Source organism: Streptomyces sp. NPDC002680, assembly GCF_042889145.1.
In the GTDB taxonomy this organism is placed as follows: domain Bacteria; phylum Actinomycetota; class Actinomycetes; order Streptomycetales; family Streptomycetaceae; genus Streptomyces; species Streptomyces adonidis.
This window is the reverse complement of record NZ_JBIAQP010000018.1, coordinates 150,252-176,349: the sequence shown is the minus strand read 5'-3', so window position 1 is coordinate 176,349 and position 26,098 is coordinate 150,252. Positions and strand designations below refer to the sequence as shown.

Genomic DNA, 26,098 nt, shown 5'->3' with positions numbered 1-26,098 from the left:
GTACTTCAGCCGCCCCATGTCGGGTCCGTCGGCAGGACCGGCCATAGCGCCGAGTGGCCCGGCGGCAGGGCCAGATCGTTGCGTACGGCCGCGTAGTAGCCCTCGCGGCCCGCCCGTTGGCGCTCCAGCAACGCCTGCCAGGCCTGCGGATCCTCGGTCCGCTCCCGCAGGAACCCCTCCATCTCCAGCAGTACGGCCACCCACTCGCGGGCCTTCGCCACCACCTCCGGGTCGCCCAGCAGAAGCAGCGCCTCCCCGGACGGGTCCCTGGCGAGGGTGGCCTCGGCGAGGAGCGGGGCCGCCTCCTCGGGGGTGAGGGGATGCGGATGCGGGTCGTTGCCGAGGCTCGCCGCGACCCGGTACGTCAGGGTGACCGACTTCTTGAGCGCCCGCGCGTAGTCCGTGTACACCGCGAGCAGCCGCTCCTCCCAACGCGCCTCCCGTTCACGGACGGAGCGGACACGCTCCCCTCGCGCGACGGCCCAGTAGGAGCCGAGCGCGCCGATGACGACGCCTATGAGAGCGGGGAGTTGCTGCATGAACGCGGACATGTCCGCACGTTATCCGCCCAGTTGATCGCCGGGACAGTACCGTCTGTCCATGACATCGACGCGGCGCTTCGAGGGATACGGAGTTCTGGTCACGGGCGCGGCCCGGGGCATCGGCGCGGCCACCGCGCGCAGGCTGGCCGAGGAGGGCGCGCGGGTCCTGGTGACCGATGTCGACCTCGACGCGGCCGAGCGCACGGCGGTGGCGCTGCGCGAACGCGGCCTGGCGGCCGAGGCGTTCGTGTGCGACGTGGCTGACCGAGCCTCGGCCGAGGCCGCCGTCGAGCGTGCCGTCGCCTCCTTCGGCTCGCTCGACGTCCTGGTCAACAACGCCTACGGCTGTACGCCCGACGTCCCGCTGTTCGAGGACCAGCTCGACGAGACCTGGGACCGTGACCTCGACCTCACCCTGACCGGCGCCTACCGCTGCTGCCGGGCCGCGCTCCCGCACCTGGTGGCCTCCGGCCGGGGCGCCGTCGTGAGCATCGGCTCCGTGAACGGCGTCCAGTCCTTCGGCAACCACGCCTACAGCGCGGCCAAGGCGGGCCTCGCCTCCCTCACCCGCACCCTCGCCGGGCACGCCGCCGCCCGCGGGGTCCGCGTCAATCTGGTCGAGCCGGGCACCGTACGGACCACGGCCTGGGCGGGCCGTGACGGGGAGTTGGAGGCGCTGCGTGAGCTGTATCCCCTGGGGCGGATCGGCGAACCGGAGGACGTCGCCGCCGCCGTCGCCTTCCTCGCCTCCGGCGACGCGGCCTGGATCACCGGCACCACCCTGCGCGTCGACGGCGGCCTCACTGCGGTCAACACCGGGTTCCGCAATGTCACCGTTTCGTCCCGGCCCGGGCCGCCCTACAACCGATCACCCGAAACACCGGTCTAGCTGGCAGGAATCGCACATTGACCGCACATCGCAACCCGCACTCGGTACACATCGGTACATATACGCAGGAGAGAGGTTCCACCATGGGGGACGTACGCAGACGAGGAGCCGTCGCGCTCGGCATCACGGCGCTGGTGGCGCCGCTCACGCTGGTGCTCGGCACCGCCCCGGCGCAGGCCGCGAGCTGTACGACACAGACCGGTCCGTACCAGAAGAAGGTCGAGAAGTTCCTCGGGCGGCCCGTCGACGGCGTGCAGTCGGTCGGTGACTGCAAGGCCATCCGCGCCTTCCAGAACAAGCACGGCATCACCCCCAACCAGGGCTACGCGGGTCCCGTCACCTGGGGCGTGATGGACCTGATGCTGAAGCAGCGGGCCGTCGGCAACAAGCCCAACAAGGAAGGCAAGTGCCCGACGAACAAGGGCCGGATCGCCTGCGTCAACCTCACGCTCCAGCTCAGCTGGATCCAGGACGGCAGCCGTCTCGTCTACGGCCCGGTGCCGGTCCGTACCGGCCGCAACCACTACGAGACCCGCACCGGGCTGAAGAAGATCTACTGGCGGGACATCGACCACGTCTCGAACATCTACAACGTGCCCATGCCCTACAGCCAGTTCTTCGACGGCGGCCAGGCCTTCCACTCGGTCGGCCTCAGCATGTGGAACCCGCCGGGCTCGCACGGCTGCGTCAACATGACGAAGACGACCGCCAAGAAGTACTGGTCCCTCCTGAAGAACGGCGACGACGTCTTCGTGTACGGGCGCAAGCCGGGCACCTGACAGCACCCGGCCGCACCCGCCACCGAGGACCGCGACTTACGCGTCGGGAGCGTCCCCGAAGTCCGGGATCGGCAGCCGCTCCCCGCCCTGCCGTGCCGAGTCGTGCGCCACGATGCCCGGCAGGGTGTAGCGGGCGGCCACCCACGCGTTCACCGTCGGCAGGGTGCGGGTGTTGACCGCCGTCACGAAGTCGTCCACCAGGAAGTGGTGGCTGCCCTCGTGGCCGTTGTGCAGGTTGTCGAACTCCCTCGGGAGGCGCGAGCGGTCGTGCACCGGAGCCGAGCCCGAGGTGAACGCGGCCCTCAGGTCCGGGGCGATGTGCTGGAGTGACGGATCGTCAGGAGCCATGGTGGGCTTGGGTTCCAGCAGCTCGCTGATGTCCGTGACCCCCTTCTTGTCCTGCCAGAAGGCGACCGTGGCCAGCTGCTCCATGCTCGCGTCCGTACCGAAGAACCGGAACCGCGACTCCCGGATCTGCGACGGGTAGCCGACCCGGCGGAACTCGTTCGTACGGAACGAACCGCCGCCCGCGACCTCGAACAGCGCGCTCGCGTTCGAGAAGTCGTTGCCGAACTGGCTGACCTCCTTGTCGAACACCCCGTCGCCGCGCTCGTCCCGCACCCCGATCGCCGACACGCTCACCGCGTGCGTCTGCCAGGCGCCGAGCACCCCGCCCACCGAGTGCGTCGGGTAGAGCAGCGGGGGATAGCTGGCGGTCGCCTTCCAGTTCTCGCCGCCGCTGTACTGGTAGGCCTCGTAGAACCCGAGGTCCATGTCGTGGACGTAGTCGCCCTCGGCGTAGAAGATCCTGCCGAAGGCGCCCTCCGCTATCCGGTTGCGGGCGTGGACGGTCGCCGGGTTGTACTGACTCGTCTCACCCATCATGTAGGTGAGCCCGGTGGCCCGTACGGCGTCGATGATCGCGCCGATCTCCTCCGCGCTGACCGCCATCGGCACCGCCGAGTACACGTGCTTGCCCGCGCCGAGCCCCTGGAGGACCAGCGGGCCGTGCGTCCAGCGCTGGGTGAAGATCGCCACCGCGTCGACCGCCGGCGACTCCAGCATCGCCTCGTACGAGGGGAAGGTGCCCGACAGGCCTTCCGCCGCGGCCAGTTGCTCCGCCCGCTCCGGCAGGAGGTCGGTCACGTACACCTCGCCGACGCCCGGATGGGCGAGGAACAGCTTGGCGAACTGGCCGGAGAACTGCCCGGCGCCCACGATGCCGAGGGAGAACGTCATGAAGTGTGAGCCTTTCACTGTCCGAGGATGAGATTGATCTGGTCGTTGGTCCCGTCGAGGCCGCTCACCGGGGCGTTGTTGGCGAAGACGTCCTGCATCGCGGGGCGCATCAGGGAGTACACGTCCGCCGCGTAGTCGGTGATCGGGAAGGAGAAGGTGGCGGAGTTCTTCTTGTCGGTGACCGGTTCGGTGAACGCGGACACGTCGATGCCCTTCTTCTTGTACGCCGCCACAGCCGCCTGGGTGCCGCCAAGGGTGGCGGGGAAGACGATCCCGTAGCCGCCGACGGTCTGCTGGCACTCGTCGGAGGCCAGGTACCGCACCCATTTCTTCGCGCCCTCCTTGTTGCGGGCGTTCTTGGTGACCGAGTCGGCGAGGCCGTTCATCATGGTGGCCCGCTTCCCGGTCGGGCCGGTCGGCGTGGGTGCGGTGGCGATGTCGATGCCCTTGGTGCCGTAGTACGTGGAGATCATCCAGGCACCGTCGAAGGAGGCCGCGGCCTTGCCGGAGGCGAGCTGGGCGTTGGCCGGGTTGGCGCCGTCGGTGTAGTCGGTGAAGGGCGCCAGGTAGCCCTTCTTCGCCAGGCCGAAGTACCAGTCGATCACCGACTGGAAGGTCTCGCTGTCGTACTGGTACTTGGTGCCCCAGCGTGCCTTGTCCGTGTACTTCCAGCCCGCCGAGGCGGTGAACGGGCTCCAGGTGGTCTGGCCGTCGCCGTCGCCGGCGCCGCCCGTGGCCAGCCCGTAGACCTTGACGTTGTCCTTGTCGAAGCCCTTCTCGTCCCCGCGTTTGCCGTTCTTGTCGACGGTCAGGTGCGCGATGGCCTTCTCGAAGGTGCCGCCGTCCTGCGGGTTCCAGGAGAGGGTGTTCAGCCGGTCGGCGGTGAGCCCGGCCGCCTCGGCCATCTTCTGGTTGTAGAAGAGCGCGACGGTGTCCCAGTCCTTGGGCGTCCCGTAGCGATGGCCGTCCTGACCCTTCCAGTTGGCGGCCAGACCCGCCTGGTAGGCGGAGTCGTCGATGTCCAGGTCGTCCAGCGGTTCGAGCACGTTCAGATCGGCGAACTGCCCGAACTTCTGGATGTGGTCGGTGAAGACGTCCGGCTCGGTGCCCGCGATGAAACTCGCGGTGAGTTTGGTCCAGTAGTCGGCCCAGCCCATCTGGGTGATCTTCACCGTCAGGCCCGGATTCTCCTTCTCGAACCCCTTCGCGCAAGCCTCGTACGCGGGTTGCTGGCTGGCGTCCCACAGCCAGTACGTCACCGTGTTCCCGCCCGACCCGGCCGCGCCGCCCTGAGCGCAGCCGGTCACCAGGGACAGCGCCAGCGCCCCGGTCAGCGCGCCGACCGTTCGCATGTGAATTCGCATCCCTGTCCCCTTACTTGACGCCGGTGAAGCTGATGGAGCTGACGATGCGCCGTGCGAAGAAGCCGAAGAGCACGAGCATCGGGAGGGCGGCGATGAGGGTGGCCGCCATCAGGCCGGACCAGTCGTAGCCGGTCTGGGGTGTCTGCGCGCGGAACATGGCCAGTGCCACGGTGAGCAGGCGCGAGCTGTCGCTGTAGGACACCATCAGCGGCCAGAAGTAGTCGTTCCAGGAAGTGATGTACGTCAGTACGCCCAGCGTGATGACGGGCGTCGACGCCATTGGCAGCATCACCCGGAAGAAGATCCGGATCTTCCCGGCGCCGTCGAGCAGGGCCGCCTCCTCGACCTCCCGGGGCACGTTCATGAAGAACTGCCGCAGGAAGAACACCGCGAACGGCGTCATGAACATCGTCGGCAGCGCGATCCCCAACAGGTTGTCCACCAGGCCGAGTTGCTTGATCAGGACGAAGTTCGGCAGCAGGGTGAAGATCGCCGGGACCATCAGGCCCGCCAGGAACAGCCCGAAGACCGTGTCCCGGCCGCGCCAGCGCAGCCGGGCGAAGGCGTACGCGGCCATCGCCGAGAAGAAGAGCTGGCAGCCGCTGATCAGGGTCGACACGATCACCGAGTTGAGGAGATAGCGCCAGAAGTCCAGACCGCCGCCCGCGCCGCCCTGCGCGATGGCCTCCTTGGTCGACTGGAGCCCGAGCGCCCGCTCGAACCCACCGGTGGTGAGGCCCACCGGCAGCGGGTCGGAGGGGTTCGCCGCGAGGCCGGTGTTGGTGGACAGGGCGGTGCGCAGGATCCAGTAGAACGGCACCAGGGTGACCAGCATGATCGCGGCCAGCACCGCCCAGGCGGCGATCCGCCCGAGGGAGGGCCTGGGCCGCAGCGGTCGTACGACAGCCCTGGTCGGTGTGGGCGTCGGGGCCGGAGCCGGTGAGGTCAGTGTTGTCATTGCATGCTCCTTCCGGTCAGCCGAGGTCGGTCTGGCCGGCCCGGGTGAGCCGGTACTGGAGGAAGGTGATCGCGCTCAGCACGACCAGCAGGGCCACCGACATCGCGGAGGCGTAGCCGAACTGGAAGCGGCCGAAGGCGGAGCCGTAGATGTAGAACTGGAGGACGTTGGTGGCGTTCGCCGGACCGCCCGCCGTCGTCACCGCGACGGTGTCGAACACCTGGAACGAACCGATCACCGTCATGATCAGCACCACCGCGAGGATGGGCCGCAGCAGGGGCATCGTGATGCGCCAGAACATCCGCCACTCGCTGGCCCCGTCCACCTTGGCCGCCTCGTACATGTCGTTCGGGATGGCCTGGAGACCGGCGAAGAGCAGCAGCGCGGTGTAGCCGACGTGCCGCCAGACGTTGATCAGCGCGATCGTCGGGATCGCCCAGGTCTCGTCCGCGAGGAACGGGATCCGGTCGAAGCCGAGGCCCGCGACGATCTCGTTGCCGATGCCGAGCTGGGTGTCGAGGATCCAGAGCCAGACGATGCCCGCGACGACGTTCGACATCAGATACGGGGTGAGCACGATCCCGCGCAGCACCGCCGACTGGGTCAGCCGCTGGAGCAGTACGGCGATGGCGAGCGCCGACACCGTCTGGACCCCGATGTTGATGGCGACGTACTCGACGGTCACCGTCATCGAGTCCCAGAAGATAGGGTCGTTGACCATCCGGACGTAGTTGTCGAGCCCCACCCACTCGGCGGGGGTCAGCAGGTTGAAGCGGGTGAAGCTCAGGTAGACGCCCCGCAGCGTCGGCCAGAGCAGGAACACCAGGAAGCCCAGCATCGCCGGGGCGACGAACAGCGCCGCGAGCGCGCCGTCGCCGCGTGGTCGACGCAGGGGTGGGCTGGTGGAGGCGACGGTCATGGAGCGACTCCCTCGTCTGCTCGTCGGCGGCTCGTCCTCAGGGCACTTACTTTCGTCGCGAAAGAATCCACCCGTCAAGGTGTGGGCGGATATCTTTTTCGGGACAGTGATCGCGACGTATCGAGACGTATGATCGCCTTGTTAGTTCCAGGGCGAAAGAAAAGGTGAGGGGTCTGATCGTCATGACCGCACTGGCAGACGGCTGGCCGCCGCTGAGCACCGGGGAGCGCTCGGTGGCGATCGAGGTGCTCGTCCACGGCCCGCTGTCCCGCGCCGAACTGGCCCGGCGGCTGGACCTCTCGGCCGGCAGCCTCACCCGGCTGACCAAACCGCTGCTCGAATCGGGCCTGCTCGTCGAGGTGCCCGACGCCGGTTCCCAGGCCGAGGTGCGTCAGGGGCGCCCCTCGCAGCCCCTCGACGTCGTCGCCGAGTCCCGTGCCTTCCTGGGCTTCAAGATCACCGCGGACATGGTCTACGGCGTCGTCACCACCCTCCGCAGTGACGTCGTCGCCCGCCTCGACCGGCCCCTCACCACCCATGACCCGGCCCAAGTGGCCGACGTGGTCGCCGAGTTGGCCGCCGAACTGACCGCCGCCCACCCCGCCGTGGCCGGTATCGGGATCGGTGTCGGCGGACGCGTCGAGAACCGCGCGGTGGTCGCGGACTCCGTCTTCCTCGACTGGTACGACGTTCCGCTCGCCGCCCTCGTCGAGGAGCGGACCGGGCTGCGGGTGGTCGTCGAGAACGACGTGAACGCCCTCGTCGAGGCCGAGAGCTGGTTCGGCGCGGGCCGGGGCCTGGACCGCTTCGCGGTCCTCACGATAGGGGCGGGCCTCGGCTACGGCCTGGTCAGCGGCGGCCGGCGGATCCCGTCCTCCGAGGACGGCATGGGCATAGGGCGCCGCTGGATCGTCAACCCGAACGGTCCGCTCACCCCCGACGGGGAGCGCGGCAGCGCCATCTCCCTGCTGACCATCCCCAGCATCCGCTACCAGATCCACGCCGCCACCGGCCACGACCTGACCTACGACGAGATCCTCGCCCGGGCTGTCGCGGGCGATCCCATGGCTGCCCGTGTCATCGACGAGGCGGCGCGCGGCCTGGGCACACTGGTCGCGCAGATCGCCAACTTCGCGATGCCCGAGAAGATCCTGCTGGCCGGAGAGGGCGTCGGGCTCGTGGCGGCGGCCGGGGGAGCGGTCGAGGAGAGCATCCTCGCCAACCGACATCCGCTCGCGGACCCGGTCAACCTGGAGACCAAGGTCTCCGACTTCCACGACTGGGCGCGCGGCGCCGCCGTACTCGCCATCCAGGTACTGGTGCTCGGGGCGGCCGATGGACGTGATCAGCAACACGGTCCGTAATGCCGGAAAAGCCGGTTTTAACCAATTCGGCTTTCACGGGTGGCGTCATATGCTTCACAGCATGTCCACCACTCTTCAATCCGCCCCTGATCGATCGGCAGCCGACGTCAACGAAGAGATCCGGGCCCTCTGGCTCCGGTCGGGCGGGATCCTCAGCACCGAGCAGCGGCTGACCTATCAGCAGCTCGTAGCCGAATGGGCCGCGGTCTCTCCGCACCCCGGGCACGACGCGTAACTTTCGTTCAACATCTCAGCAGCAGGGCCGTGGCCGCGAAGCCCCGGCCTTCAGTGTGTCCGCCGCCTTTGGGGGCCGAAGGCCCACCCAAAGGGGCGCGGGGAACTGCGCGACCAGCCCCCACCGGCCGGGTGGCGAACGAACCACCCAACCAGCCGAGCCCTCAACTCCAGGTAGCCGAGTAAGACCGCCGATAGTCCCGCCGATCCTGCTCCACCCGGAACCACCGAGTAGCGACCAGCGCGATCAGACTTCCCCCCACGATCAACAGCCCCGGCCCCACGTTCTTGGGGTCCGACAGCCGCTCCAACAACGCCTCCCCGGCAGACCCACCAGTAACCGGCGCCACAGACCCCGGCTGCGCATCCCCAGGGGCAATCGCACTCTGCGTAGCCGTGGCCGACGGAGCCGGCGCAGCGGCCTGCCCCGCCTGCCCGATCAACCGAACGTTGAGCGCGCTCAACGCCTTCGTCACCGGCTGGAAGAACGTCGTACCGCCGGCCGTGCAGTCCCCGTTGCCGCCCGAGGTGATCCCCAGCGCGATGCCCTCGGAGAACAACGGGCCGCCGCTGTCGCCGGATTCGGCGCACACGGTGGTCTCGATCAGGCCCGACACCGTGCCCTCCGGGTAGTTGACCGTCGCGTTGAGCCCGGTCACCTCACCGTTGCGCAGCCCGGTGGTGCTGCCGCTGCGGAACACCTTCTGGCCCACGGTCGGATCGGCCGCGCCCGTGATACGCACGCCCCGGCCGTCACCGATGGCGACGACATCGGCGCCCTCACCGGCCGAGCCACCGTCGTACTGGACGAGCGAGAAGTCGTTGATCGGGAAGCTGCTGCTGATCGTCTTGCCGATCTCCTGCGCGCCCCCGGAGTCCGCGAACCAGACCGAGCCGTTGGGCCCGCAGTGCCCGGCCGTGAGGATGAAGTCGGCCGTCCCGTTGGTCACGTTGAAGCCCGCCGAGCAGCGCCCGCCGGTCGACAGGATCGGCTGGGCAGCGTTGATGCGGGTGGTGAAGGTGCCCCGGGTGCGCTCCATGCGTACCGAGCCGCCGATCTCCTCGGCGACCGCGGACAGCTTGGCCCAGTCGGCCTTCGACACCGTGGTGTCGGCCTGGACCACCACCTCGTTCTTGGTGTAGTCGACCGACCACGCCGTGCCCGCCACGCGCGGAGCCGAACGCAGCGTCTCCGTCGCGGACTTGAGGGTGTCCATGCTGTAGTCGACGACCTTGGGCCGGGCGCCCGCCTTCTTGACCTCCGCCGCCGCCTCCTCGTCGGTCACCGCGACGACCGGTTTCCCGTCGTCCGCGATCCAGCTGCCCGCCGTACGGTCGCTGCCGAGTTCGCTGACGAGGCCCGTACCGGTGGTGCCGGCCGCCTGGGCGGAACTGAGGGGCAGGTTGGTGGCCTGTGGCGGCTCGGTCGCCACGGCCTGGGTGACCATCAGTCCGCCGAGGATGACCCCGCCGACGGCCGCCAGCCGTGTCGCTCGCCGGACGATCCGTCGTCGTGCGTGCCTCATCAATGGCTCCCGAACCCCGAACTCGCGGTGTGGACACCGCGGGGCCCTCCGGTCGTTGAGTGGCCCTCACTTCCATACGTGGCGGGGGGTGTTCGTGTTCACCCGGTCCAAGATCCCGTCAGGGTTTGCGGGCCACCCCGCAGTACATGGCGACCTCGGCCGGTTCGGCGTCCCCGGGGCAGGGTCTCTCCGGCCGCCAGCGCGAGCAGGACACGACCCCGGGTTCCAGGAGTTCGAGGCCGTCGAAGAACCGGGCCACCGCCTCGGGCGTGCGCTGGACCAGCCGGGGCGTGCCGTGCGCGTTCCAGTAGCGGACCGCCGCGTCCACCTCGGCCAGCGCGGGGCCGGTGATGGTGTGCGACAGCGCGAGATGGCTGCCCGGGGGAAGCGCGTCCAGCAGCCGTCGTACGACGCCGTACGGGTCCTCGTCGTCGCCGAGGAAGATCACCACGCCGAGCAGCATCACGGCGACGGGCCGGGTGAAGTCCAGGGTGCGCGCGGCCTGTTCGAGGATCGCGTCGACGTTGCGCAGGTCCTCGTCGAGATGGTCGGTGCGCCCCTCGGGTGTGCTGGTGAGAAGGGCGCGGGCGTGGACCATGACGAGCGGATCGTTGTCCACGTACACGACCCGGGCGTCCGGCGCGATCCGCTGGGCGACCTCGTGGGTGTTGTCGGCGGTCGGTAACCCGGTCCCGATGTCGAGGAACTGCCGGATCCCGCACGCGGTGACCAGATGACGTACGGCCCGCCCCAGGAAGAGCCGGTCCGCGCGGGCGTACTCGCCGATGCCCGGGTGCAGTTCACGTATGCGGTCACCGGCCGCGCGGTCGACCTCGTAGTGGTCCCGGCCGCCGAGCCAGTAGTTCCAGATCCGGGCGGTGTGCGGCTGTCGCGAGTTGATCCGCGCTTGCAGCGACGCGGCCGGCGAGTTCTCGGGCACGGAAGCAGCTCCTGGGGCACCTGCGAGGGAGTGTCAACCGGCAATCTAGACAAGGTTGTTGATGTTGGCGAGGGAACTGACGGATCAGCTGTGAACAGCTCCGAAAAGCCGCCCCTTGCTGCGCTCGTCGCCCCAGACGGAACCCCATGCGGAACCGCTGTCCACATACGGCCGCAGCAGCCCTGTCAGGGTCGCGTCACCGCGTCCGTTCAGCTCGTGGGAGGCGATGCTACGGGCGATCCCGGCGAGGAAGTCGGCCAGCTGGACCCGTGTGTCGTCCCGTGCGACGACCAGCCGCAGCCCCTCGATCCGGGCCGTCTCCCTGAGCCACTCGATGCGCCCCTCGGTCAGCATGTTCTGCCTGTCGTGCACCAGCGTGACGGCCCGCCCGCCCGCACTCCAGTACGCGGCCGTCCGCACGATCGCGGGCAGCAGGGGGTTCAGTACGGGGATCAGGGCGGGGGCGGCGAGCAGCCGGGCGCGCTGCTCCTCGGCCCGGGAGCGGGCGCTGCCGAGCAGCTTGAGGACGTCGGTCACCTCTTCGTCCCCGAGCTCCGGCGCCCGCTCGGCCAGGGCCTCCACCGCGCGGAAGAACGCGTCGACGGGCACCCCCGGACAGGCGTCGGCGTCACCGCGTACCCGCAGGAGGGCGTTGGCCGCCGCCAGGAACGCCTTCCAGCGCTCGTCCCCGAAGGTGTGCGCGCCCGCGCGGAAGAGGGGAGCGGCGCCGGCCGGGTCACCCAGGAGCAGGTCGACGACCCGCTCGACCATGAAGAAGGTCTTCTCCGTGAGATGGACGTACGCCCGCCCGTGCAGTGGCCCCGAGGGGCCGAGCGTCCACTCCAGGACCGCCCGGTGCTTCTCCCGGAGCAGATGGTTCGCCTTGTACTCCTCGGCGGGCGACCGGATGCGGTCACGGATCTCCCGGATCGCTGCCGCCGCGTCCGCCATGGGCACATCCACGCTGCCGTGCGCGAAGACGTCGGTGTTCCCGCCGGTCAGGTTCTCGCCGTCGGACCCCGACTCGTCGCAGGCGATCTCGGTCACACCGGCCAGCATCCCCCGGGGGTCCGTCAGGGCATCTGGTTATCGTCCGTGAAAACTCCGAACCTTGTATTGACATACGGATGAAACCGTTCGTAGCTTACAGCGATCATTTAGATTCATGAAGCATGTCCATGGATATGAATCACTCGACTCGATGCCGGGGGTACGAACGTGAATGGCACCGGTACGGACACCGGCACCCGTATCCGCGACCTGCTCGTCACACCCATCGCGTTCGGCGACCCGCCACTGCTCAACGCCGACGGTGTGCACGAGCCGCTCGCCCTGCGCTGCGTCCTCCAACTCGTCCTGGAGGACGGCACGGTGGGCCTCGGTGAGTCGCCCGGCGGCACCGCCCGCCTCGAACGGCTCCACGAGGCCGCGAAGGCCGTCGTCGGCATGGACGTCTTCGACACGACGGCCGTCGCGGCGGCGATCGACGCCGTCCTGTCGCCGACCGTGCCCAGCTCCCACGAACGCGGCTGGGCCACCTCGGCCGTGGAGGTCGCCTGTCTCGACGCCCAGGGCAAGCTGCTCGGGCGCCCGGTCAGCGATCTGCTCGGGGGCAAGGTCCGGGACGCGGTGCCCTTCGCCGCGTACCTCTTCTACAAGTGGGCCGAACACCCCGCCCTCGACGGCCGCGAAGCCATCGGCGACGAATGGGGCGAGGCCCTCGACCCGGCAGGGATCGTCGCCCAGGCCCGGCTGATGCAACAGCGGTACGGATTCACCTCGTTCAAGCTCAAGGGCGGTGTCTTCCCGCCCGACGAGGAGATCGCCGCGATGAAGGCCCTCGCCGAGGCCTTCCCCGGCCGGCCGCTGCGCCTTGACCCCAACACGGCCTGGACGGTGGAGACCTCGAAGTACGTCGCCCGTGAACTCGACGGCGTCATCGAGTACTTGGAGGACCCGACCGCCACGATCCCCGGCATGGCGGAGGTTGCCGAGGGAGCGGCGATGCCGCTGGCCACCAACATGTGCGTGATCGCCTGGGAACATCTGCGGCCCGCCGTCGAACAGAACGCGATCCAGGTCCTCCTCACCGACCACCACTACTGGGGCGGACTGCGCCGGACCCGTGAACTGGCCGCCGTCTGCGAGGCGTTCGGCATCGAGTTGTCCATGCACTCCAACTCGCACCTGGGCATCAGCCTCGCCGCGATGACCCATGTCGGCGCCGCGATTCCCAACCTCGCGCACTCCTGCGACTCGCACTACCCGTGGAACTCGGCCGACGACGTCATCGTCCCCGGCGCCATCGAGGTCCGCGACGGCGCGGTGAAGGTACCGACGGGCCCCGGCCTGGGCGTCGAGCTGGACCCCGACGCCCTTGCTCGGGCCCACCGCCGCTACCTCGACTCCGGGATCCGGAACCGCGACGACACCGGGTACATGCGGCGGATCCAGCCTGAGTACGAGCGGCGGCTGCCGCGCTGGTGACGGCGGGCAAGTGGGGGAGGGCGCCGGGGGCCGGATGGGGCTCTGGCGCCTAGAATCCCGGCCATGGACGAAACCAGCCCCCTCGACCGGCTCGCTGCGGGCAAATACCTGCTGATCACCAGCTACCGCAAGAACGGCACGTCCGTCGCCACCCCGGTCTGGGTGGTGCGGGACGGTGACGCGCTCGGTGTCTGGTCGGTGGCGGACTCCTGGAAGGTGAAGCGGATCCGCAACCGGGCCGACGTCCTGGTCGGTCCCTGCGACGTCCGCGGAAACCCGACCGGCGAGTCGGTCCCCGCCACCGCCGAGATCCTCGACCAGTCCGCGACCGACGCCTACCGCAAGCTCCTCGCCCGCAAGTACGGAGTGTTCGGCCGCATCACCATGTTGGGCAGCCGGCTGCGGCGCGGGAAGACGGGCACGGTCGGGATCCGCATCACTCTCACCTAGCGGTCCCGGACAACGGTCGGCGGAGGCTCCGCCTGTGCGCATGTCGCACGGGCGGAGTCTCTTTTTTGCTCCCTGCGGCGAACTAGTGTCGGCAGAGATGGCAACTATTTCGCTGTCCGATCTCTTGAAGGCGGAAAGTGTCGACAGTAGTGTCCGACTCGAACCCCGCGTGAGGAGATCGGCATGTATGAGCTGTCCCCGGCCCGAGTCGTCCGGAGCGGCGAGGAACGGTACGAACAGGCCCGCCTCGACGCCGTCTGGAACGAACGCAAACCCGCGCGCCACCCCGACGTCATCGTCCTCGCCGAGGACGAGCGGGACGTGGTCGCCGCCGTACGGGTCGCCCGCCGCGAGGGAATGACGGTCGGGATCCGCTCCGGTGGACACAGCTGGGTCGGCAACGGTGTGCGGGACGGCGGCATGCTGCTCGACCTGTCCCGGCTGCGGGACATCACCGTCGACCCGGAGCAGCGCACGGCCACCGTGCAGCCCGCCGTCAAGGGACCGGAACTGCTCCAACTCCTCGAACCACACGGCCTGTTCTTCCCCACGGGACACGCGCCGACCGTCGGCATCGGCGGATTCATCCTCGGCGGCGGCTACGGCTGGGACTCCCGCAGACTCGGCCCCGCCTGCCTCAGCATCGAGGCCGTCGACGTCGTCCTCGCCGACGGTACGCTCGTCCACCGCGCCACCGACGCCACGCACCCCGACCTGCTGTGGGCGGCGCGGGGGAGCGGCCCCGGCTTCTTCGGCGTCGTCACCCGCTTCCACCTCGCCCTGCACGACAGCCCGCGCCGCATCCGCCGTACGGTGCACAGCTATCCGCTCGCCCTGCGCGACGAGGTGCTGTCCTGGGCGTACGACAAACTGGACGACCTCGACCCCGCCGTCGAGTTCTCGGCGAAAGTCGGGTGGGGGTCTGGGGGCTTGCCCCCAGAAAAGCACAGCACCCCGGGCCTCGACCGCAAGACCGTCTCCCTCACGGCGACCGCGTTCTGCGGCAAGGACGACGAGCTGCTCGCCCCGCTGGAGGACGCGCCCTTCCGGGACCGGGCCATACGGTCGGTCGTGGCCGCCGACACGACCATGCCCGAGCTGTACGACGCCGCCGACCGGCTCACCCCGCCCGGCATGCGCTGGGCCCTCGACGGCATCTGGGCCGACGGCCCCGTCGAGCGCATCCTCGGCGCCTCCCGCCCCCTGTTCGACTCGATCCCGGACACCACCAGCCATGTCCTGTGGATGCTCTGGGGCGGCTTCCCGGAACGGGCCGACGCCTGCTGGTCCAGCCAGGCCAAGGTCTATCTCTCACCCAACGCGGGCTGGACCGACCCCGTAGAGGATCTCGCCCACGAGCAATGGGCGCACGGCCAACTGGCCGCGATCCAGCACCTGTCGAAGGGCCTCCAGTTCTCCGACAACAACCTCGCCGACCGCCCCGACCACGGACTCAGCCCGGCCAACTCCGCACGCCTGGAGACGATCAGGGCCGCCTACGACCCCGACGGCCTGTTCCACACGTACATGACCCCTCGCGAATCGACCACTGCGTACGCCGCCGCCGGATTCAACGGAGTCGTCGTATGACACGCGGATCCAGCCTGCACGTCGAGGACGTGGGGATGAGTTTCGGCCGGGGCGCGCAGGAGCATCGGGTGCTGGGCGGGCTGTCGTTGCGGGTGGATCCGGGGGAGGTGGTGTGCATTGTCGGTCCGTCGGGTGCGGGCAAGACGACGCTGCTGCGGTGTCTGGCCGGGCTGACTCCGCCGACCCAAGGGGCGGTGCGCTATGGGGAGTTGCCGTTGACGGCTCCGCACGCGGACATCGCGGTGGTGTCGCAGGACTACCGGGGGTCGTTGCTGCCGTGGATGCGGGTGTGGGACAACGTGGCTTTCCCGCTTCAGGGGCGGGGGGTGAGGAAGGCCGTGCGTCGGCGGCGCGCCCTGGAGTGCCTGGAGGCGGTCGGGCTGGCGGACGTGGGGGAGAAGTACCCCTGGCAGCTGTCCGGCGGGATGCAGCAGCGGGTCGCGATCGCGCGCGGGCTGGCGTACGACGCGCCGGTGCTGCTGATGGACGAGCCGTTCGGGTCGGTGGACGCCCAGTCGCGTTTCGACCTGGAGGATCTGACTCTGGAGCTGCGCCGTCGACTGGGTATCACGGTGGTCGTGGTGACGCACGACATCGACGAGGCGGTGTATCTCGGTGACCGGGTCGTGGTGCTGGGCGGGAAGCCCACGGCGGTCCTGGAGACGCTGACGATTCCCCTGGGTGCGGATCGCGACCAGCTGACCACCCGCGCGGATCCCCGGTTCACCGAACTGCGTACACGCGTGCTGTCCCGCATCAGAGGCGAACGCGCGCCGGCGGACGCCGGCAGTCAGCCCGAGGCGCGCCCCGAGGTGACCCGGAAATGACCTCGCGCTTCGACCATGTCGGCATCTCCGTACCGGAGTTGGAGGCCGCGAGCGCCTGGTATCGCGAGGCCCTGGACCTCACCGAGGAGCATGCCTTCGCGATCCCGGGCACCGACCTGCGAGGAGTGATGCTCCGTCATGCCAGCGGCTATCGCGTCGAGTTGCTCCACCGCCCGGGTGCGGCGCCCGGCCTCGCGGCCGACAGCCCGTTGGAGGCCGCGCACACCCTCGGCCTCGGCCATCTCTGTCTGAGCGTGGACACACCCGACGAACTCGACCTCGCCTACGCCCGGTTGGTGGCGAAGGGCGCGCTGGAACGGATGACACCGCGTCCCGCGCCGCGCCCGGGCGCCCGGATGGCGTTCGTCGCCGACCCGTACGGAAACCTCATCGAACTGATCGACCGGCCGAGGACCTGAGCCGAGACGGATCCGTCTCCCTCCGCCGGACCGCACCACACCACACCTCTGACCGGCCGATGCCGAGCGTGGGCCGCCCATGCCCGAAAACAGACAAGGGAGTCGATGGTGACCCAGAACAAACTCGCCGAACTCACCGACCGCGAAGTCACCTTCAGGTCCCGCCCGCGAGCGCTCCTGGTGGCGGTCGTCGCCCTGGCCGCACCGGCGGTCACGGCGACGACCGCGACAACCGCGCAGGCCGCGCCCGGAACGAGAATCACCGTCGGCTCCGGCGAGACCCTGGAACTGACGGCGACGACCAGGGTGAGCGTCCTCAGCATCGCGGAGGGCGGTGTCATCACCGTCCCGGACGGCTACCGGCTCACCCTCACCGTCAACGGCGTGGAGACCGGCAGCGACCTCGCCGAACTCACCGACGGCTACGGCGGCGGAGCCGTCGCCATCGCGGCCGGAACCTACCGGGGCACCGTCGTCCTGACGGTCGCCGAGGCCACCGACCTCGCCTACAGCGACCTCACCTTCCCCTTCCGCCAGGCCCTGTACGTCGACGCCGACGGCGTGAACGAGGCGAAGTCCGTGCCCTCGAACGTCCGTGGCGGCACCGTCACCGACACCAGGGCCTGCGACATCGCCCTCCTCTCGAACGGCGAGGCCTTCAACGGCGTGTACGTCACCGGCGGGGCCACCTACACCCTCACCAGACCGAGGATCGCCTTCGCGGGCAACGGCCGCTGCGACTTCATCGGCTACGGAGCCTCCGTCGTCGGCACCGGCGTGGGCACCACCCTCGTCGTGGACGGCGCCACGATCAGGAACGAGGGCGTGGTCCGTACGGCGCTCATCGCCGACGCCAGTGCCAACGTCGTCGTCAAGAACTCGCACCTGCACTGCTCCGACGGCACCCTGCCCGCCGAGTACGTCCCCACCGGCGACACCCGCTACATGATGGATGTCCCCTGGATGCTGGGCCTGTCGGGCAACGTCCGCACCACCAACCTGCTCGGCGCGAGCACCAGGGCGACCTTCGTCAACTCGACGGTCTCCTCGGAGAAATGGGGTGCCCTGTCGGTCGACGGCGGCAGCTACTGCACGCTCACCGCCATCAACAGCACGATCGCCAACACCGGTGGCCAGGGCTACGGTTCGTACGCCATCGGCAACGTCACCGAGCACTTCCTGGGCTGCACCTTCGACGTCGGCGACTACGCCCTCATCCACTGGGGAGCACGGGCCCACTACGGCGACAGCACGAAGGAAGCGGTCGCGGCGCTCAACGAGTCCCTCGAACTGGGCTTGACAGATGTGGAGTTGAGGAAACTCCCGGTCCGGCCGACGACCATCGACGCGGGCCGTTTCATGGTCCTCTGGTACAACGCCGGTTCCGTCACCATCGACGGCGGCACCCAAGTCCGTACCGGAGAAACGGCGTTCATGTGCAAGGCGGTCGCGGGCACCGTCACCGTGGACGGCTCCCAGGGCGCCACGATCAACCCGGGCAACGGCATCATCTTCCAGCTGATGGACACCGACCGCCCGAGCAGCGTCTCGGTGACGGGCAAGCCCTGGCGCACGGAGACGATCGGCACCTACACGGAACCCACCGCAGACCCGGTGAAGTCATCGACCTGGGTGACGACTTCACCCCAGTCGACCGACGCGAAGGCGACGTTCACGGAGATCGCTCTGCAGGGCGACTTCTACAACGCGGTACGAGGCGGCGGCAACGCCAACCTCCAGGGCCAGAACCTGACCCTCACCTTCACCGCATCCACGATCGAGGGCACCATCTCCGCCTCGACGACCCGCCACAACGTCACCACCATCACCTCGGCCCAGTACCGCGAGATCAGCGAGGTAACCAACACCCCGAGCGAGGTGGTCAACAACGGCGTCCTGGTAACCCTGGACGCGGGCTCGACCTGGACGGTAACGGGCACGTCCCACCTGAGCGCCCTCACCCTGGCAACAACCGCAACGGTCAAGTCCTCAGCGGGCAAGACCCTCACCTTGACGGTAGACGGCACAGAAACCCCCCTGGAGCAGGGCAAGACATACACGGGAGCATTGACACTAACGGTGTCGTAAGGGATAGGGGGGCGGGGAACTGCGCGACAAGCCACAGCGCACCCGCACCCGACAAACAACCCCCTACGACCCGTCCAACACCGTCCCCACAAACTCAGCCCCAGGCACCGGCTCGCCCGTCTCCTCATCGAAGTCCGTAACCCGAACCCGCACCGACTCGTCCCCCTCAACCACCGAGTCCACAACCGTAGGAATACTCAGCTCCGCGCTCAGCTCGCCCGGAGGGATCGACACCCACAGATACAGCCCCTCGATCGAGGACAACGCCCGCTCCGGCAGCGGCGACTCCCCGGAGACCTCGTCCAGCCACGCCGGATCAACATCGGTCGTGGACAGCTCGGCCCCGCCGCCAACCGGCACCACCTCCAGGATCGCGCTCATGTCGGTGCCGGACGGCGCCGAAAGCGACGCGCGCCAGGTCAGCCGCTGTCCCTCGGTGACCCGGTCCGCGACCGGAGCGACGGTCACCGTGGGCCGGGGATCGTCGTTGAGGGCGGTCACCCCGCCGGTGTACGAGCCGATGACCGCCCCGCGCACCGCCTTCACGAACACGAACTGCCAGGCGTCGTAGTCGTACCGGGTGTCACCCTTCACCGTCACCGGCACATCGATGCTCTGCTCGCCGGGACGCACCGTCACCAGCCGGTTCGTCACCGTCTCCGACCCGGGATTCTGGACGTACACCCGGACCGTGCCGCTGCCGCCGCCCTGCCCGGCGATCCGGACCGGCACCCGGTAGGTACGGGAGCCGGAGTCGCCCTCCTTGACGGTGAGCCGTCCGATGTCGACACGCGGCAGTGCGCCCGGCCGTACCGCGGGCGTGCCCGGGCGCCAGCCCCAGGCGTCGATCAGCCAGGCCTGCCCCGAGCGGCTGCGCGGAGTCAGCTCCACGCTCCGCACCTTGTGCAGGTCGACCCCGGCGGAGGCGGCGGCCGACAGCGGTACGCGGACCTCCCGCGCCCAGTACGAGGCCGTCCGATTGCTCCCGGGGAGCCCGCCCACGCGGACCCGGCCGAGGGTGGCGCGCTTGCCCGCGCTGTCGGTGACGGACACGTCCAGCTGTGTCCCGGTGGTGTTGGGCGGCACGACGACACGAAGGGCGAGGCCCTTGGCGCCGCCGAGGGACACCGGCCGTTCGGGACTCACCCGTACGGCGGTACCCGGCTGCGACCACTTGAAGGTGACCGCGCGGCGGCCCACCTCCCGCTGGGTCATCCAGCCCGCGAAGTGCGGGGACTCACCGCCGCTGTCCGCGGCCAGACACCGGACCGAGGGACGGTCGTCGACCGCCGAGCACAGCCGTCCGCCGCCGCCCTGCACGGTCACCGCGCCGTCCGGCAGGATGCCGGCGGAGCGGTTCCCGCCCACGGCGTGCGTGAGGACGCGCGCCGGGTCGGCGGACGGGGCCCGTCGGCCGGAGCCGTCGAGCAGCGGACGTACCCGGTCGTCGCCCGCGACGAACAGCCGGGCCGCCGCCGCGATATAGCTCGCGCCCGCCTTGTGCTGCTGGTCGGCGGTCAGCCGGGTCCGGGCGCCCACGTCGCACACCGGGTCCTTGGCGTCCGGGTCGGACCAGAAGTCGTCGTCCGCCGGTGCCTGCGCCTGCCCCGGCGTCCACTCGGTGTTGAAGTAGTTGTGGTTGGCGCCGATCACGTACACCGCGCTGTGCAGGGCGGCGCCCCGGCTGATCCCACGGGTGCCGTCCACGGCCAACTCGCCCTGGAGATCGGACACATCGCCGTCGCAGCCCGGCAGAATCGTCACCGACGGGACGTCGGCGACGGGGTTCTGTCCGAAGATCGTCGGGCCGATGAGGACCGTGCCCCGGATGTTCCAGCGCACCGGGCCGCCGTACCCGTCCTGGTCGGCCGGCGGACGGTACAGGCTGTCCATCGCGGCCCGGTTCACGCCCTCACCGCCGCGCGAGTGACCCACCAGCAGTACGCGCGAGAGGTCGGCGACCGGAGCGTTCCGTACGACCGCCGGTGCCGAGGGCCGGTTCGCCGCCCAGTCGGCCCAGCGGGCGAGATGCTGCCGGACGAGGGAGGAGCGGGCCTGTGCCCCGGCGTCCTCGGCGTCCGCGTCCTGGGCGTTGATGCCGTTGGCGGAGATCGACACCGTCACATAGCCCTGCGACGCCAGGAGTTTCTGGTCGCGCAGATAACCCCGGTAGCTCGGGATCTGCTTCTCGCCGGCCGGACAGGGCCACGCGCCGCTGATCTCGTCGGTGCCGGGCTTGTAGCAGGTGGAGTGGCGCCCGTGCAGGAACAGGGCGAGCGGCCTGCGGCCGGTGGCGCCGGTCGGCGCGACCACCACGGCCTTCATCTCCACCGGCACGGGGAACCCGGGCAGTTTCACCGAGTCGAGCGTGTACTCGCCCGAGACCGTACGGTACGAACCCGGCTTGCCGGGGTCGACGGGGTTGGCCGGGGCCAGGGCGGGCGGGGCGATCGCCGCGCGCCGCTCGTCAGGGGCCGCCGCCGGCCCGTTCGCGTCCAACCGGCGTCCGCCGGCGCGCACTTGGAGGTCCGCAAGCCCCTTGGTCCCCTGAAGTCCCCTGGCGCTCAGGGCGTCTTCGAGCGGGAGCCGGAACGTCCGGCCGTCCTTCGCGGCCGTGGGCCGGCCGAGCAACTGGTCGCCCGCGTAGAACTCGACGCGCGCGTCACCCATCGGCACCGGTCTGCCGGAGCGCCAGACGAGCTGCCGCTCCGCACCCTCACCGGTGAACGTCCAGCCAGAGGGCAGCTGTTGGGCCGCAACCTCCGACCGGGGCGACGGCTCCGCCTGCGCCCATCCTGGCGATCCCCCCACCACCGCGAGTACCGCCGCAGCGGTGACCCATATTCGCCGGGCACGTAGCAATGGTCTCCTCCTCCTGGCCCTTGCTCAGGGGCCCCGGTTCCCCGTCGGCCCCTCTCGCCCCGGAGGACGGGATCGGAGACCTGTGGGTTGCCTGTGGGGAAGTGGAGAAGGAGGAAAGGGAGTTGACGGAGTGTCAGACCGCCGGCCGGAACGTCAGATCCAGGCCCGGTACGGCTCGTCAAGGAGCTGGAACACCGGCTCGCCGCGCACCGGGTCCTTCGCGGTGGCCAGCCGGACCCGGTCCCCGCTGTGGATTCCGGCGGCCGGACCCATCACCCGGCCGCGCACGACGAAGCCCTCGGCCATCTCGACCAGCGACACATTGCGCGCGGCCGGCGTGTTCCGGTGGACCACCGTGGCGTGCCGGACCGTGCCCGAGCCCTCGCTGCGCTCCGTACGCAGGTCGCTGCCCGCGCAGACCGGGCACAGCAGCCGGTGGTACATCGCGGTGGCGCACCAGCCGCAGCGCTGGAAGACGAGGGTGTTCGTGTCGGCCGGGGCATCGAGCAGGCCCGTGGCGGAACCTGCGGCCATCGGACGAGTGGCGCCTAGTGAGTGGTACACGGTGTCATCTCCCTGCGCTCGGCCTGAATCCGAAGTGCGCGGTTCGCCGTGCCACCGTGCACGACCTCAGGGTATGGCACTCAGTGTCACGCGTAAAGGCACTGCGTACCCTCAATTCTCGGGCTGTTCGGTGAGCGCGGACTCGATCTCCTGGATGACCCGCCACATGGGTGCCCCGCGCCGAGAGACGAGGACCACCACGTCCTCGCTCTCGGGTCCGGGTTCGTTCCCGCCGGAGCCCGGGGGCGGGGTGCCGAAGGCCGCCCTCACATAGTCCAGGGCGTGGTCGACGGCCGTGGTCGCGTCGCCCTGTCCGTCCGAGCGCAGCCAGGAGCGCAGCGCGTTGTTGTGGGCCGCGACGACGGCCGCCGCGATCACATCGGCCCGGAGCATCCCGTCGGTCCGGCCGGCGAACCGCTCGCGCAGATACGCGGCCAGGGCACGCTCGTACCGCCAGACCACCGACAGCTCGGACGCGCGCAGCCCGGGGACCTTCTTCGTGAGGCGGTAGCGCTGGACGGAGAAGGCCGGGTTCTCGGCGTACATGAGCAGCACCATGCGGGCGGCGGCGCACACCCGCCCGACCGGTTCGGCGTCCTCGGGGCTCTCGGCGAGGTACGCCGTCATGTCGGCCAGGCACCGCTCGTGGTCGGGGAAGACCACGTCCTCCTTGGAGGGGAAGTAGCGGAAGAACGACCGGCGGCCGACCCCGGCGAGCGCCACGATCTCGTCCACGGTGGTCTGCTCGTAGCCCCGCTCCAGGAACAGCTGGAAGGCCGCCGCGACCAGGGCGTCCCGCATCGGCGGTTTGGTCATGGACGGGAAACTAGCATCAGAGCGAGGCCGATGGCACTCAGTGCGCTGCGTACGGGGAACTGAGTGCCCCGGAGATCACTCCCGCGCCTCATACGAGGGTGACCTCCACCGGCAGCTTCTTGATCCCGTTGACGAAGTTCGAGCGCACCCGGGGAACGTCCCCGACCAGCCGGATGTCCGCGAGGCGCGGGATCAGCTCCTCGAACATGATCCGGATCTCGGTGCGGGCCAGCAGATTGCCCAGGCACAGATGCGGACTGCCCTTCCCGAAGGTGACGTGGTCGTTGTCCGTGCGGGCGACGTCGAAGTCGTACGGATTGCCGAAGACCGCCTCGTCACGGTTGCCGGAGGCGTACCACATGACGACCTTGTCGCCCTCCCTGATCTGCTTGCCGCCCAGCTCCACATCGCGGGTCGCGGTGCGCCGGAAGTGGTAGACGGGGGACGCCCAGCGCAGGAACTCCTCGACCGCGCCCGGGATCAGGGACGGGTCGGCCTTCAGCCGGGCGAGCTGCTCGGGGTGCTGGAGGAGGGCCAGCATGGAGTGGGTGATGGTGTGCCGGGTGGTCTCGTTGCCGGCGACCACCAGCAGCAGGAAGTAGTTGTCGAAGTCCTGCGCCGACAGTGGCACTCCGTCGCGCGGGGTGGTGTTGACGAGCTTGGAGACCAGGTCCGTCCCGTCGCCGCCGCGCCGCTGCCGGGCCAACTCCCGCCCGTACTCGAAGACTTCGAGCGAGGCGGGGGAGCGGAAGGGCAGATCGCGGTACTTCTCGCTCTCCGCGCTGTGCAGCAGTACGTCGGCGTAGTCGGGGTCGGTGTTGCCGATGATCCGGTTGCCCCAGTCGATGAGCTGCTGGTTGTCCTCCGGCGGTACGTCCAGCAGCCGGGCCAGGACGTTGATGGGAAAGTCGGCGGAGACATCGGCGACGAAGTCGAAACTCCCCTTCGCCAGCGCCGCGTCCAGGGTCTGGGCGGTCAGCCCGCGCAGGAAGTCGGTGTAGCTGTTGATGACGCCCGCGCCGAACTGCCGCTGGATCACACTGCGCAGAGCGCGATGGCGCACTCCGTCCAGCTCCAGGATGGAGGCCCGTTTCCTGATCTGGTCCTCGTCGACCTCTTCGAGGTTGACGAACCTCGTGGAGGTGAACGTCTCCGCGTCACGGTCGACGCGCGCGATGTCGGCGTGCCGGGTCACCGCCCAGAAACCGGAGTTGGGCGCCTCCTCGGGCTGCCAGTGCACCGGGTCCTCGTGGCGCAGGGTGTGGAACATCCGCCAGGGCGTCACCCCGTCGGTGAAGTTGTCGAGATCGGAGAGGTCGACGGCGTCGAGGGGGAGGGGCTCGTGGGCGGCGGCGGAGGGGAGGGTCTCGGTCATCGAAGGCTCCAGGGGGTCGTACAGAAGCGGCAGCTGGATCGGCGCTCAGAGGTGGTACGCGTACTCGGTGAACTCCCAGTCGGTGACGTGCCGTTGGAAGCGGTCGACCTCGTTGCGCTTGTAGGCGAGGAAGGAGGCGACGAAGTCCTTGCCGAGCACCTCGGTCAGCGCGGTGTCCGCCTCCAGGGCGTCCAGGGCGGCCGGCAGACTCATCGGCAGCACGTCCGACCTGTCGGTGTCGTAGCCGTAGCCCTCCAGCGGCGCCGCCGGCTCCTCCCCGGCCAGCACACCGAGCAGCGCGGCGGCCACGGCACCGGCGATCGCGAGATACGGATTGGCGCTGGCGTCCCCGAGCCGCAGTTCGAGCCGGGCCCCGGAACCGCGCTCCGGCGGCACCCGGACCATGGCGCTGCGGTTGTCGAGCCCCCAGTCGATCAGCCAGGGCGCGAGGGTGTCGGGCCCGAAGCGTTTGTACGAGTTCACGGTCGGGTTGAGCAGCGCGGCGAGGGCGGGCGCGTGGTCGAGCAGACCCGCAGCCGCGTGCCGTGCCGTGGCGGAGAGCCCGTACGGCTCCGAGGGGTCGTCGAAGAGGTTGCGCGCGCCGCCGTCCCCCTCGGGATCGGAGTCGCAGGAGAGATGGAGATGGAAGCCGGAGCCGCCGGCGTCGTTGAAGGGCTTCGCCATGAAGGTGGCGAGCCGGCCTTCCTTGCGCGCCAGTTCCTTGATCGCGGCCTTGAAACGGAAGGCCCGGTCGGCCGCCGACATCGCCTCCGAGTGCAGCAGGTTGATCTCGAACTGCCCGCCGTCGAACTCGTGGTTGCCGCTGAGCACGCCGATGTTCAGATCGCGTACGTGGCGCAGGGTGCGCAGCAGATGGTTGTCCGGGTCGGCGCGCAGACCGGCCGTGTAGACGACACCCGGATCCCGGTTGTACCGCTGCCAGCCACTCGCGTCCCCGGGCGCGGGATCGCACAGGTAGTACTCCAGTTCGGGCCCGACGACGGGTCGCAGCCCGTGCTCGGCGCACCGGTCGAGGACGGCGCGCAGCAGATCGCGGGGCGACTCCGGCGCGGGTGAGCCGGTCGCCGGGTCGAGGACGTCCCCGAGACAGACCGCGACGCCGGGCTCCCAGGGCAGGGCGACCAGGGTCGACAGGTCCGGCCGTACACAGATGTCGGGCAGCCCCGCGTCGAGGCCGCCGCTGACCGGGACCACATCGCCCTGCGGACTGGTGTGGTAGACGGCCCGGCAGAAGGCGAGCCCGTGCTCGCAGGCACGCGGCAGCTCGTCGAGCAGGACGTCACGGGCGCGGTCGGTGCCGATGAGGTCGGGATAGACCACCCGGACCACGTCGATCCCCTCGGCGGCGAGCCGCTCGATGTGCCGACTGACTTCTGGAAGGTCGATTTTGCTCACCGTTGTCTCCTCGGGCGGACATCCCGGGTTGGTTGTTTGAGGCCAAACGGTATGAAGGGGCGACCCTTCCCGCAAGAGGGCGAGGGAAAGAATTTATCCATCCGGATAGCTATTGACCAGGCTCCGGTCGCTTCCTATCTTGTTTGAAGCCAAACGAGTCAGGGGGTGGGTCCCGGCAGGGTCCCCGCCCCCTTTGGCCGGGGCCCGGTCCGACACAGGTCGGGCCCCTCTTCCTCATTTCCCGTTCAGGAGGACCGGCCATGAAGGTCGTCGTCGACATGAACAAGTGCCAGGACCACGGCCAGTGCGTCTTCGCGGCGCCCGACGTCTTCTCGATGGACGACGGCGGTCATCTGCTGTACGTCTCCGACCCCGACGACGCACTGCGTGACGAGGTCGAGGAGGCCGCGGACGTCTGCCCGCTCCAGGCCATCCGGATCGAGGACTGAC

At 69.6% G+C, this 26,098-nt stretch carries 24 protein-coding genes; 11 read left to right on the top strand and 13 right to left on the bottom strand.

What is annotated here, in order from left to right; all coding sequences use genetic code 11:
- Positions 1–5: 5 nt before the first annotated feature.
- A complete protein-coding gene (locus tag ACFYXF_RS38450; protein ID WP_389356618.1) occupies positions 6–551 on the bottom strand; it encodes a hypothetical protein in 546 nt (181 codons plus the stop codon).
- Between the two features lie 49 nt (positions 552–600).
- On the opposite strand from ACFYXF_RS38450, the gene ACFYXF_RS38445 reads away from it, so the two are divergent.
- Complete coding sequence (locus tag ACFYXF_RS38445) at positions 601–1,431, top strand: SDR family NAD(P)-dependent oxidoreductase (protein WP_389356617.1); 831 nt, start codon at positions 601–603, stop codon at positions 1,429–1,431.
- Between the two features lie 83 nt (positions 1,432–1,514).
- Positions 1,515–2,210, top strand: a complete 696-nt coding sequence (locus ACFYXF_RS38440; protein WP_389356616.1) for a L,D-transpeptidase family protein — start codon at positions 1,515–1,517, stop codon at positions 2,208–2,210.
- 36 nt (positions 2,211–2,246) lie between these two features.
- Here the strand turns inward: ACFYXF_RS38440 and ACFYXF_RS38435 are convergent, their stop codons facing one another.
- The 4 genes from ACFYXF_RS38435 to ACFYXF_RS38420 are packed head-to-tail and all read right to left on the bottom strand — an operon-like array spanning position 2,247 to position 6,690.
- A complete protein-coding gene (locus ACFYXF_RS38435) occupies positions 2,247–3,449 on the bottom strand; it encodes a Gfo/Idh/MocA family protein (RefSeq protein WP_389356615.1) in 1,203 nt (400 codons plus the stop codon).
- A 14-nt stretch (positions 3,450–3,463) separates the two neighbouring features.
- Positions 3,464–4,801, bottom strand: coding sequence for an ABC transporter substrate-binding protein (locus ACFYXF_RS38430; protein WP_389356614.1), 1,338 nt, complete (start codon positions 4,799–4,801; stop codon positions 3,464–3,466).
- A gap of 22 nt (positions 4,802–4,823) precedes the next feature.
- Positions 4,824–5,771, bottom strand: coding sequence for a carbohydrate ABC transporter permease (locus ACFYXF_RS38425; RefSeq protein WP_389356613.1), 948 nt, complete (start codon positions 5,769–5,771; stop codon positions 4,824–4,826).
- Positions 5,772–5,787: 16 nt separating this feature from the next.
- A complete protein-coding gene (locus tag ACFYXF_RS38420) occupies positions 5,788–6,690 on the bottom strand; it encodes a carbohydrate ABC transporter permease (protein WP_389356612.1) in 903 nt (300 codons plus the stop codon).
- Between the two features lie 182 nt (positions 6,691–6,872).
- On the opposite strand from ACFYXF_RS38420, the gene ACFYXF_RS38415 reads away from it, so the two are divergent.
- Positions 6,873–8,054, top strand: coding sequence for an ROK family protein (locus ACFYXF_RS38415; protein WP_389356611.1), 1,182 nt, complete (start codon positions 6,873–6,875; stop codon positions 8,052–8,054).
- A gap of 49 nt (positions 8,055–8,103) precedes the next feature.
- A complete protein-coding gene (locus ACFYXF_RS38410; RefSeq protein WP_235472719.1) occupies positions 8,104–8,289 on the top strand; it encodes a hypothetical protein in 186 nt (61 codons plus the stop codon).
- A 163-nt stretch (positions 8,290–8,452) separates the two neighbouring features.
- Here ACFYXF_RS38410 and ACFYXF_RS38405 read toward each other — a convergent pair whose 3' ends face one another.
- From ACFYXF_RS38405 to ACFYXF_RS38395, 3 genes are all read right to left on the bottom strand, one after another.
- Positions 8,453–9,814, bottom strand: coding sequence for a S1 family peptidase (locus tag ACFYXF_RS38405; RefSeq protein WP_389356610.1), 1,362 nt, complete (start codon positions 9,812–9,814; stop codon positions 8,453–8,455).
- 118 nt (positions 9,815–9,932) lie between these two features.
- Entirely contained in the window at positions 9,933–10,754 is an 822-nt protein-coding gene (locus tag ACFYXF_RS38400) for an SAM-dependent methyltransferase (protein ID WP_389356609.1), read from the bottom strand.
- An 84-nt stretch (positions 10,755–10,838) separates the two neighbouring features.
- Positions 10,839–11,813, bottom strand: a complete 975-nt coding sequence (locus ACFYXF_RS38395; RefSeq protein ID WP_389356608.1) for a hypothetical protein — start codon at positions 11,811–11,813, stop codon at positions 10,839–10,841.
- 159 nt (positions 11,814–11,972) lie between these two features.
- Between ACFYXF_RS38395 and ACFYXF_RS38390 the strand changes: the two genes are divergently transcribed.
- The 6 genes from ACFYXF_RS38390 to ACFYXF_RS38365 all read left to right on the top strand — a co-directional run bounded on the left by ACFYXF_RS38390 (position 11,973) and on the right by ACFYXF_RS38365 (position 18,615).
- Positions 11,973–13,241 carry a glucarate dehydratase family protein gene (locus tag ACFYXF_RS38390; protein ID WP_389356607.1) on the top strand — a complete coding sequence of 423 codons (1,269 nt, stop codon included), beginning with the start codon at positions 11,973–11,975 and terminating at the stop codon, positions 13,239–13,241.
- Between the two features lie 63 nt (positions 13,242–13,304).
- Positions 13,305–13,691, top strand: a complete 387-nt coding sequence (locus ACFYXF_RS38385; RefSeq protein WP_389356606.1) for a PPOX class F420-dependent oxidoreductase — start codon at positions 13,305–13,307, stop codon at positions 13,689–13,691.
- 183 nt (positions 13,692–13,874) lie between these two features.
- The gene (locus tag ACFYXF_RS38380) at positions 13,875–15,281 is read left to right on the top strand and encodes an FAD-binding oxidoreductase (RefSeq protein ID WP_389356605.1); all 1,407 of its coding nucleotides are present in this window, start codon (positions 13,875–13,877) and stop codon (positions 15,279–15,281) included.
- Positions 15,278–16,108, top strand: coding sequence for an ABC transporter ATP-binding protein (locus tag ACFYXF_RS38375; RefSeq protein ID WP_389356604.1), 831 nt, complete (start codon positions 15,278–15,280; stop codon positions 16,106–16,108). The genes ACFYXF_RS38380 and ACFYXF_RS38375 overlap by 4 nt, the downstream gene beginning before the upstream one ends.
- Positions 16,105–16,527, top strand: coding sequence for a VOC family protein (locus tag ACFYXF_RS38370; RefSeq protein ID WP_389356603.1), 423 nt, complete (start codon positions 16,105–16,107; stop codon positions 16,525–16,527). The genes ACFYXF_RS38375 and ACFYXF_RS38370 overlap by 4 nt, the downstream gene beginning before the upstream one ends.
- A gap of 108 nt (positions 16,528–16,635) precedes the next feature.
- Positions 16,636–18,615, top strand: coding sequence for a hypothetical protein (locus tag ACFYXF_RS38365; protein WP_389356602.1), 1,980 nt, complete (start codon positions 16,636–16,638; stop codon positions 18,613–18,615).
- A gap of 63 nt (positions 18,616–18,678) precedes the next feature.
- On the opposite strand, the gene ACFYXF_RS38360 is transcribed toward ACFYXF_RS38365, so the two are convergent.
- From ACFYXF_RS38360 to ACFYXF_RS38340, 5 genes are all read right to left on the bottom strand, one after another.
- The gene (locus ACFYXF_RS38360) at positions 18,679–21,477 is read right to left on the bottom strand and encodes a hypothetical protein (protein WP_389356601.1); all 2,799 of its coding nucleotides are present in this window, start codon (positions 21,475–21,477) and stop codon (positions 18,679–18,681) included.
- A 153-nt stretch (positions 21,478–21,630) separates the two neighbouring features.
- Positions 21,631–22,011 carry a Zn-ribbon domain-containing OB-fold protein gene (locus tag ACFYXF_RS38355; protein ID WP_389356600.1) on the bottom strand — a complete coding sequence of 127 codons (381 nt, stop codon included), beginning with the start codon at positions 22,009–22,011 and terminating at the stop codon, positions 21,631–21,633.
- 141 nt (positions 22,012–22,152) lie between these two features.
- Positions 22,153–22,842 (bottom strand): TetR family transcriptional regulator, encoded by a 690-nt coding sequence (locus ACFYXF_RS38350; protein ID WP_389356703.1) that lies wholly within the window; start codon positions 22,840–22,842, stop codon positions 22,153–22,155.
- 103 nt (positions 22,843–22,945) lie between these two features.
- The gene (locus tag ACFYXF_RS38345) at positions 22,946–24,232 is read right to left on the bottom strand and encodes a cytochrome P450 (protein WP_389356599.1); all 1,287 of its coding nucleotides are present in this window, start codon (positions 24,230–24,232) and stop codon (positions 22,946–22,948) included.
- A 45-nt stretch (positions 24,233–24,277) separates the two neighbouring features.
- A complete protein-coding gene (locus ACFYXF_RS38340) occupies positions 24,278–25,648 on the bottom strand; it encodes a glutamine synthetase family protein (protein ID WP_389356598.1) in 1,371 nt (456 codons plus the stop codon).
- A gap of 260 nt (positions 25,649–25,908) precedes the next feature.
- Here ACFYXF_RS38340 and ACFYXF_RS38335 point away from each other — a divergent pair, with 260 nt between their 5' ends.
- Entirely contained in the window at positions 25,909–26,097 is a 189-nt protein-coding gene (locus tag ACFYXF_RS38335; protein WP_055535835.1) for a ferredoxin, read from the top strand.
- Position 26,098: the final 1 nt, after the last annotated feature.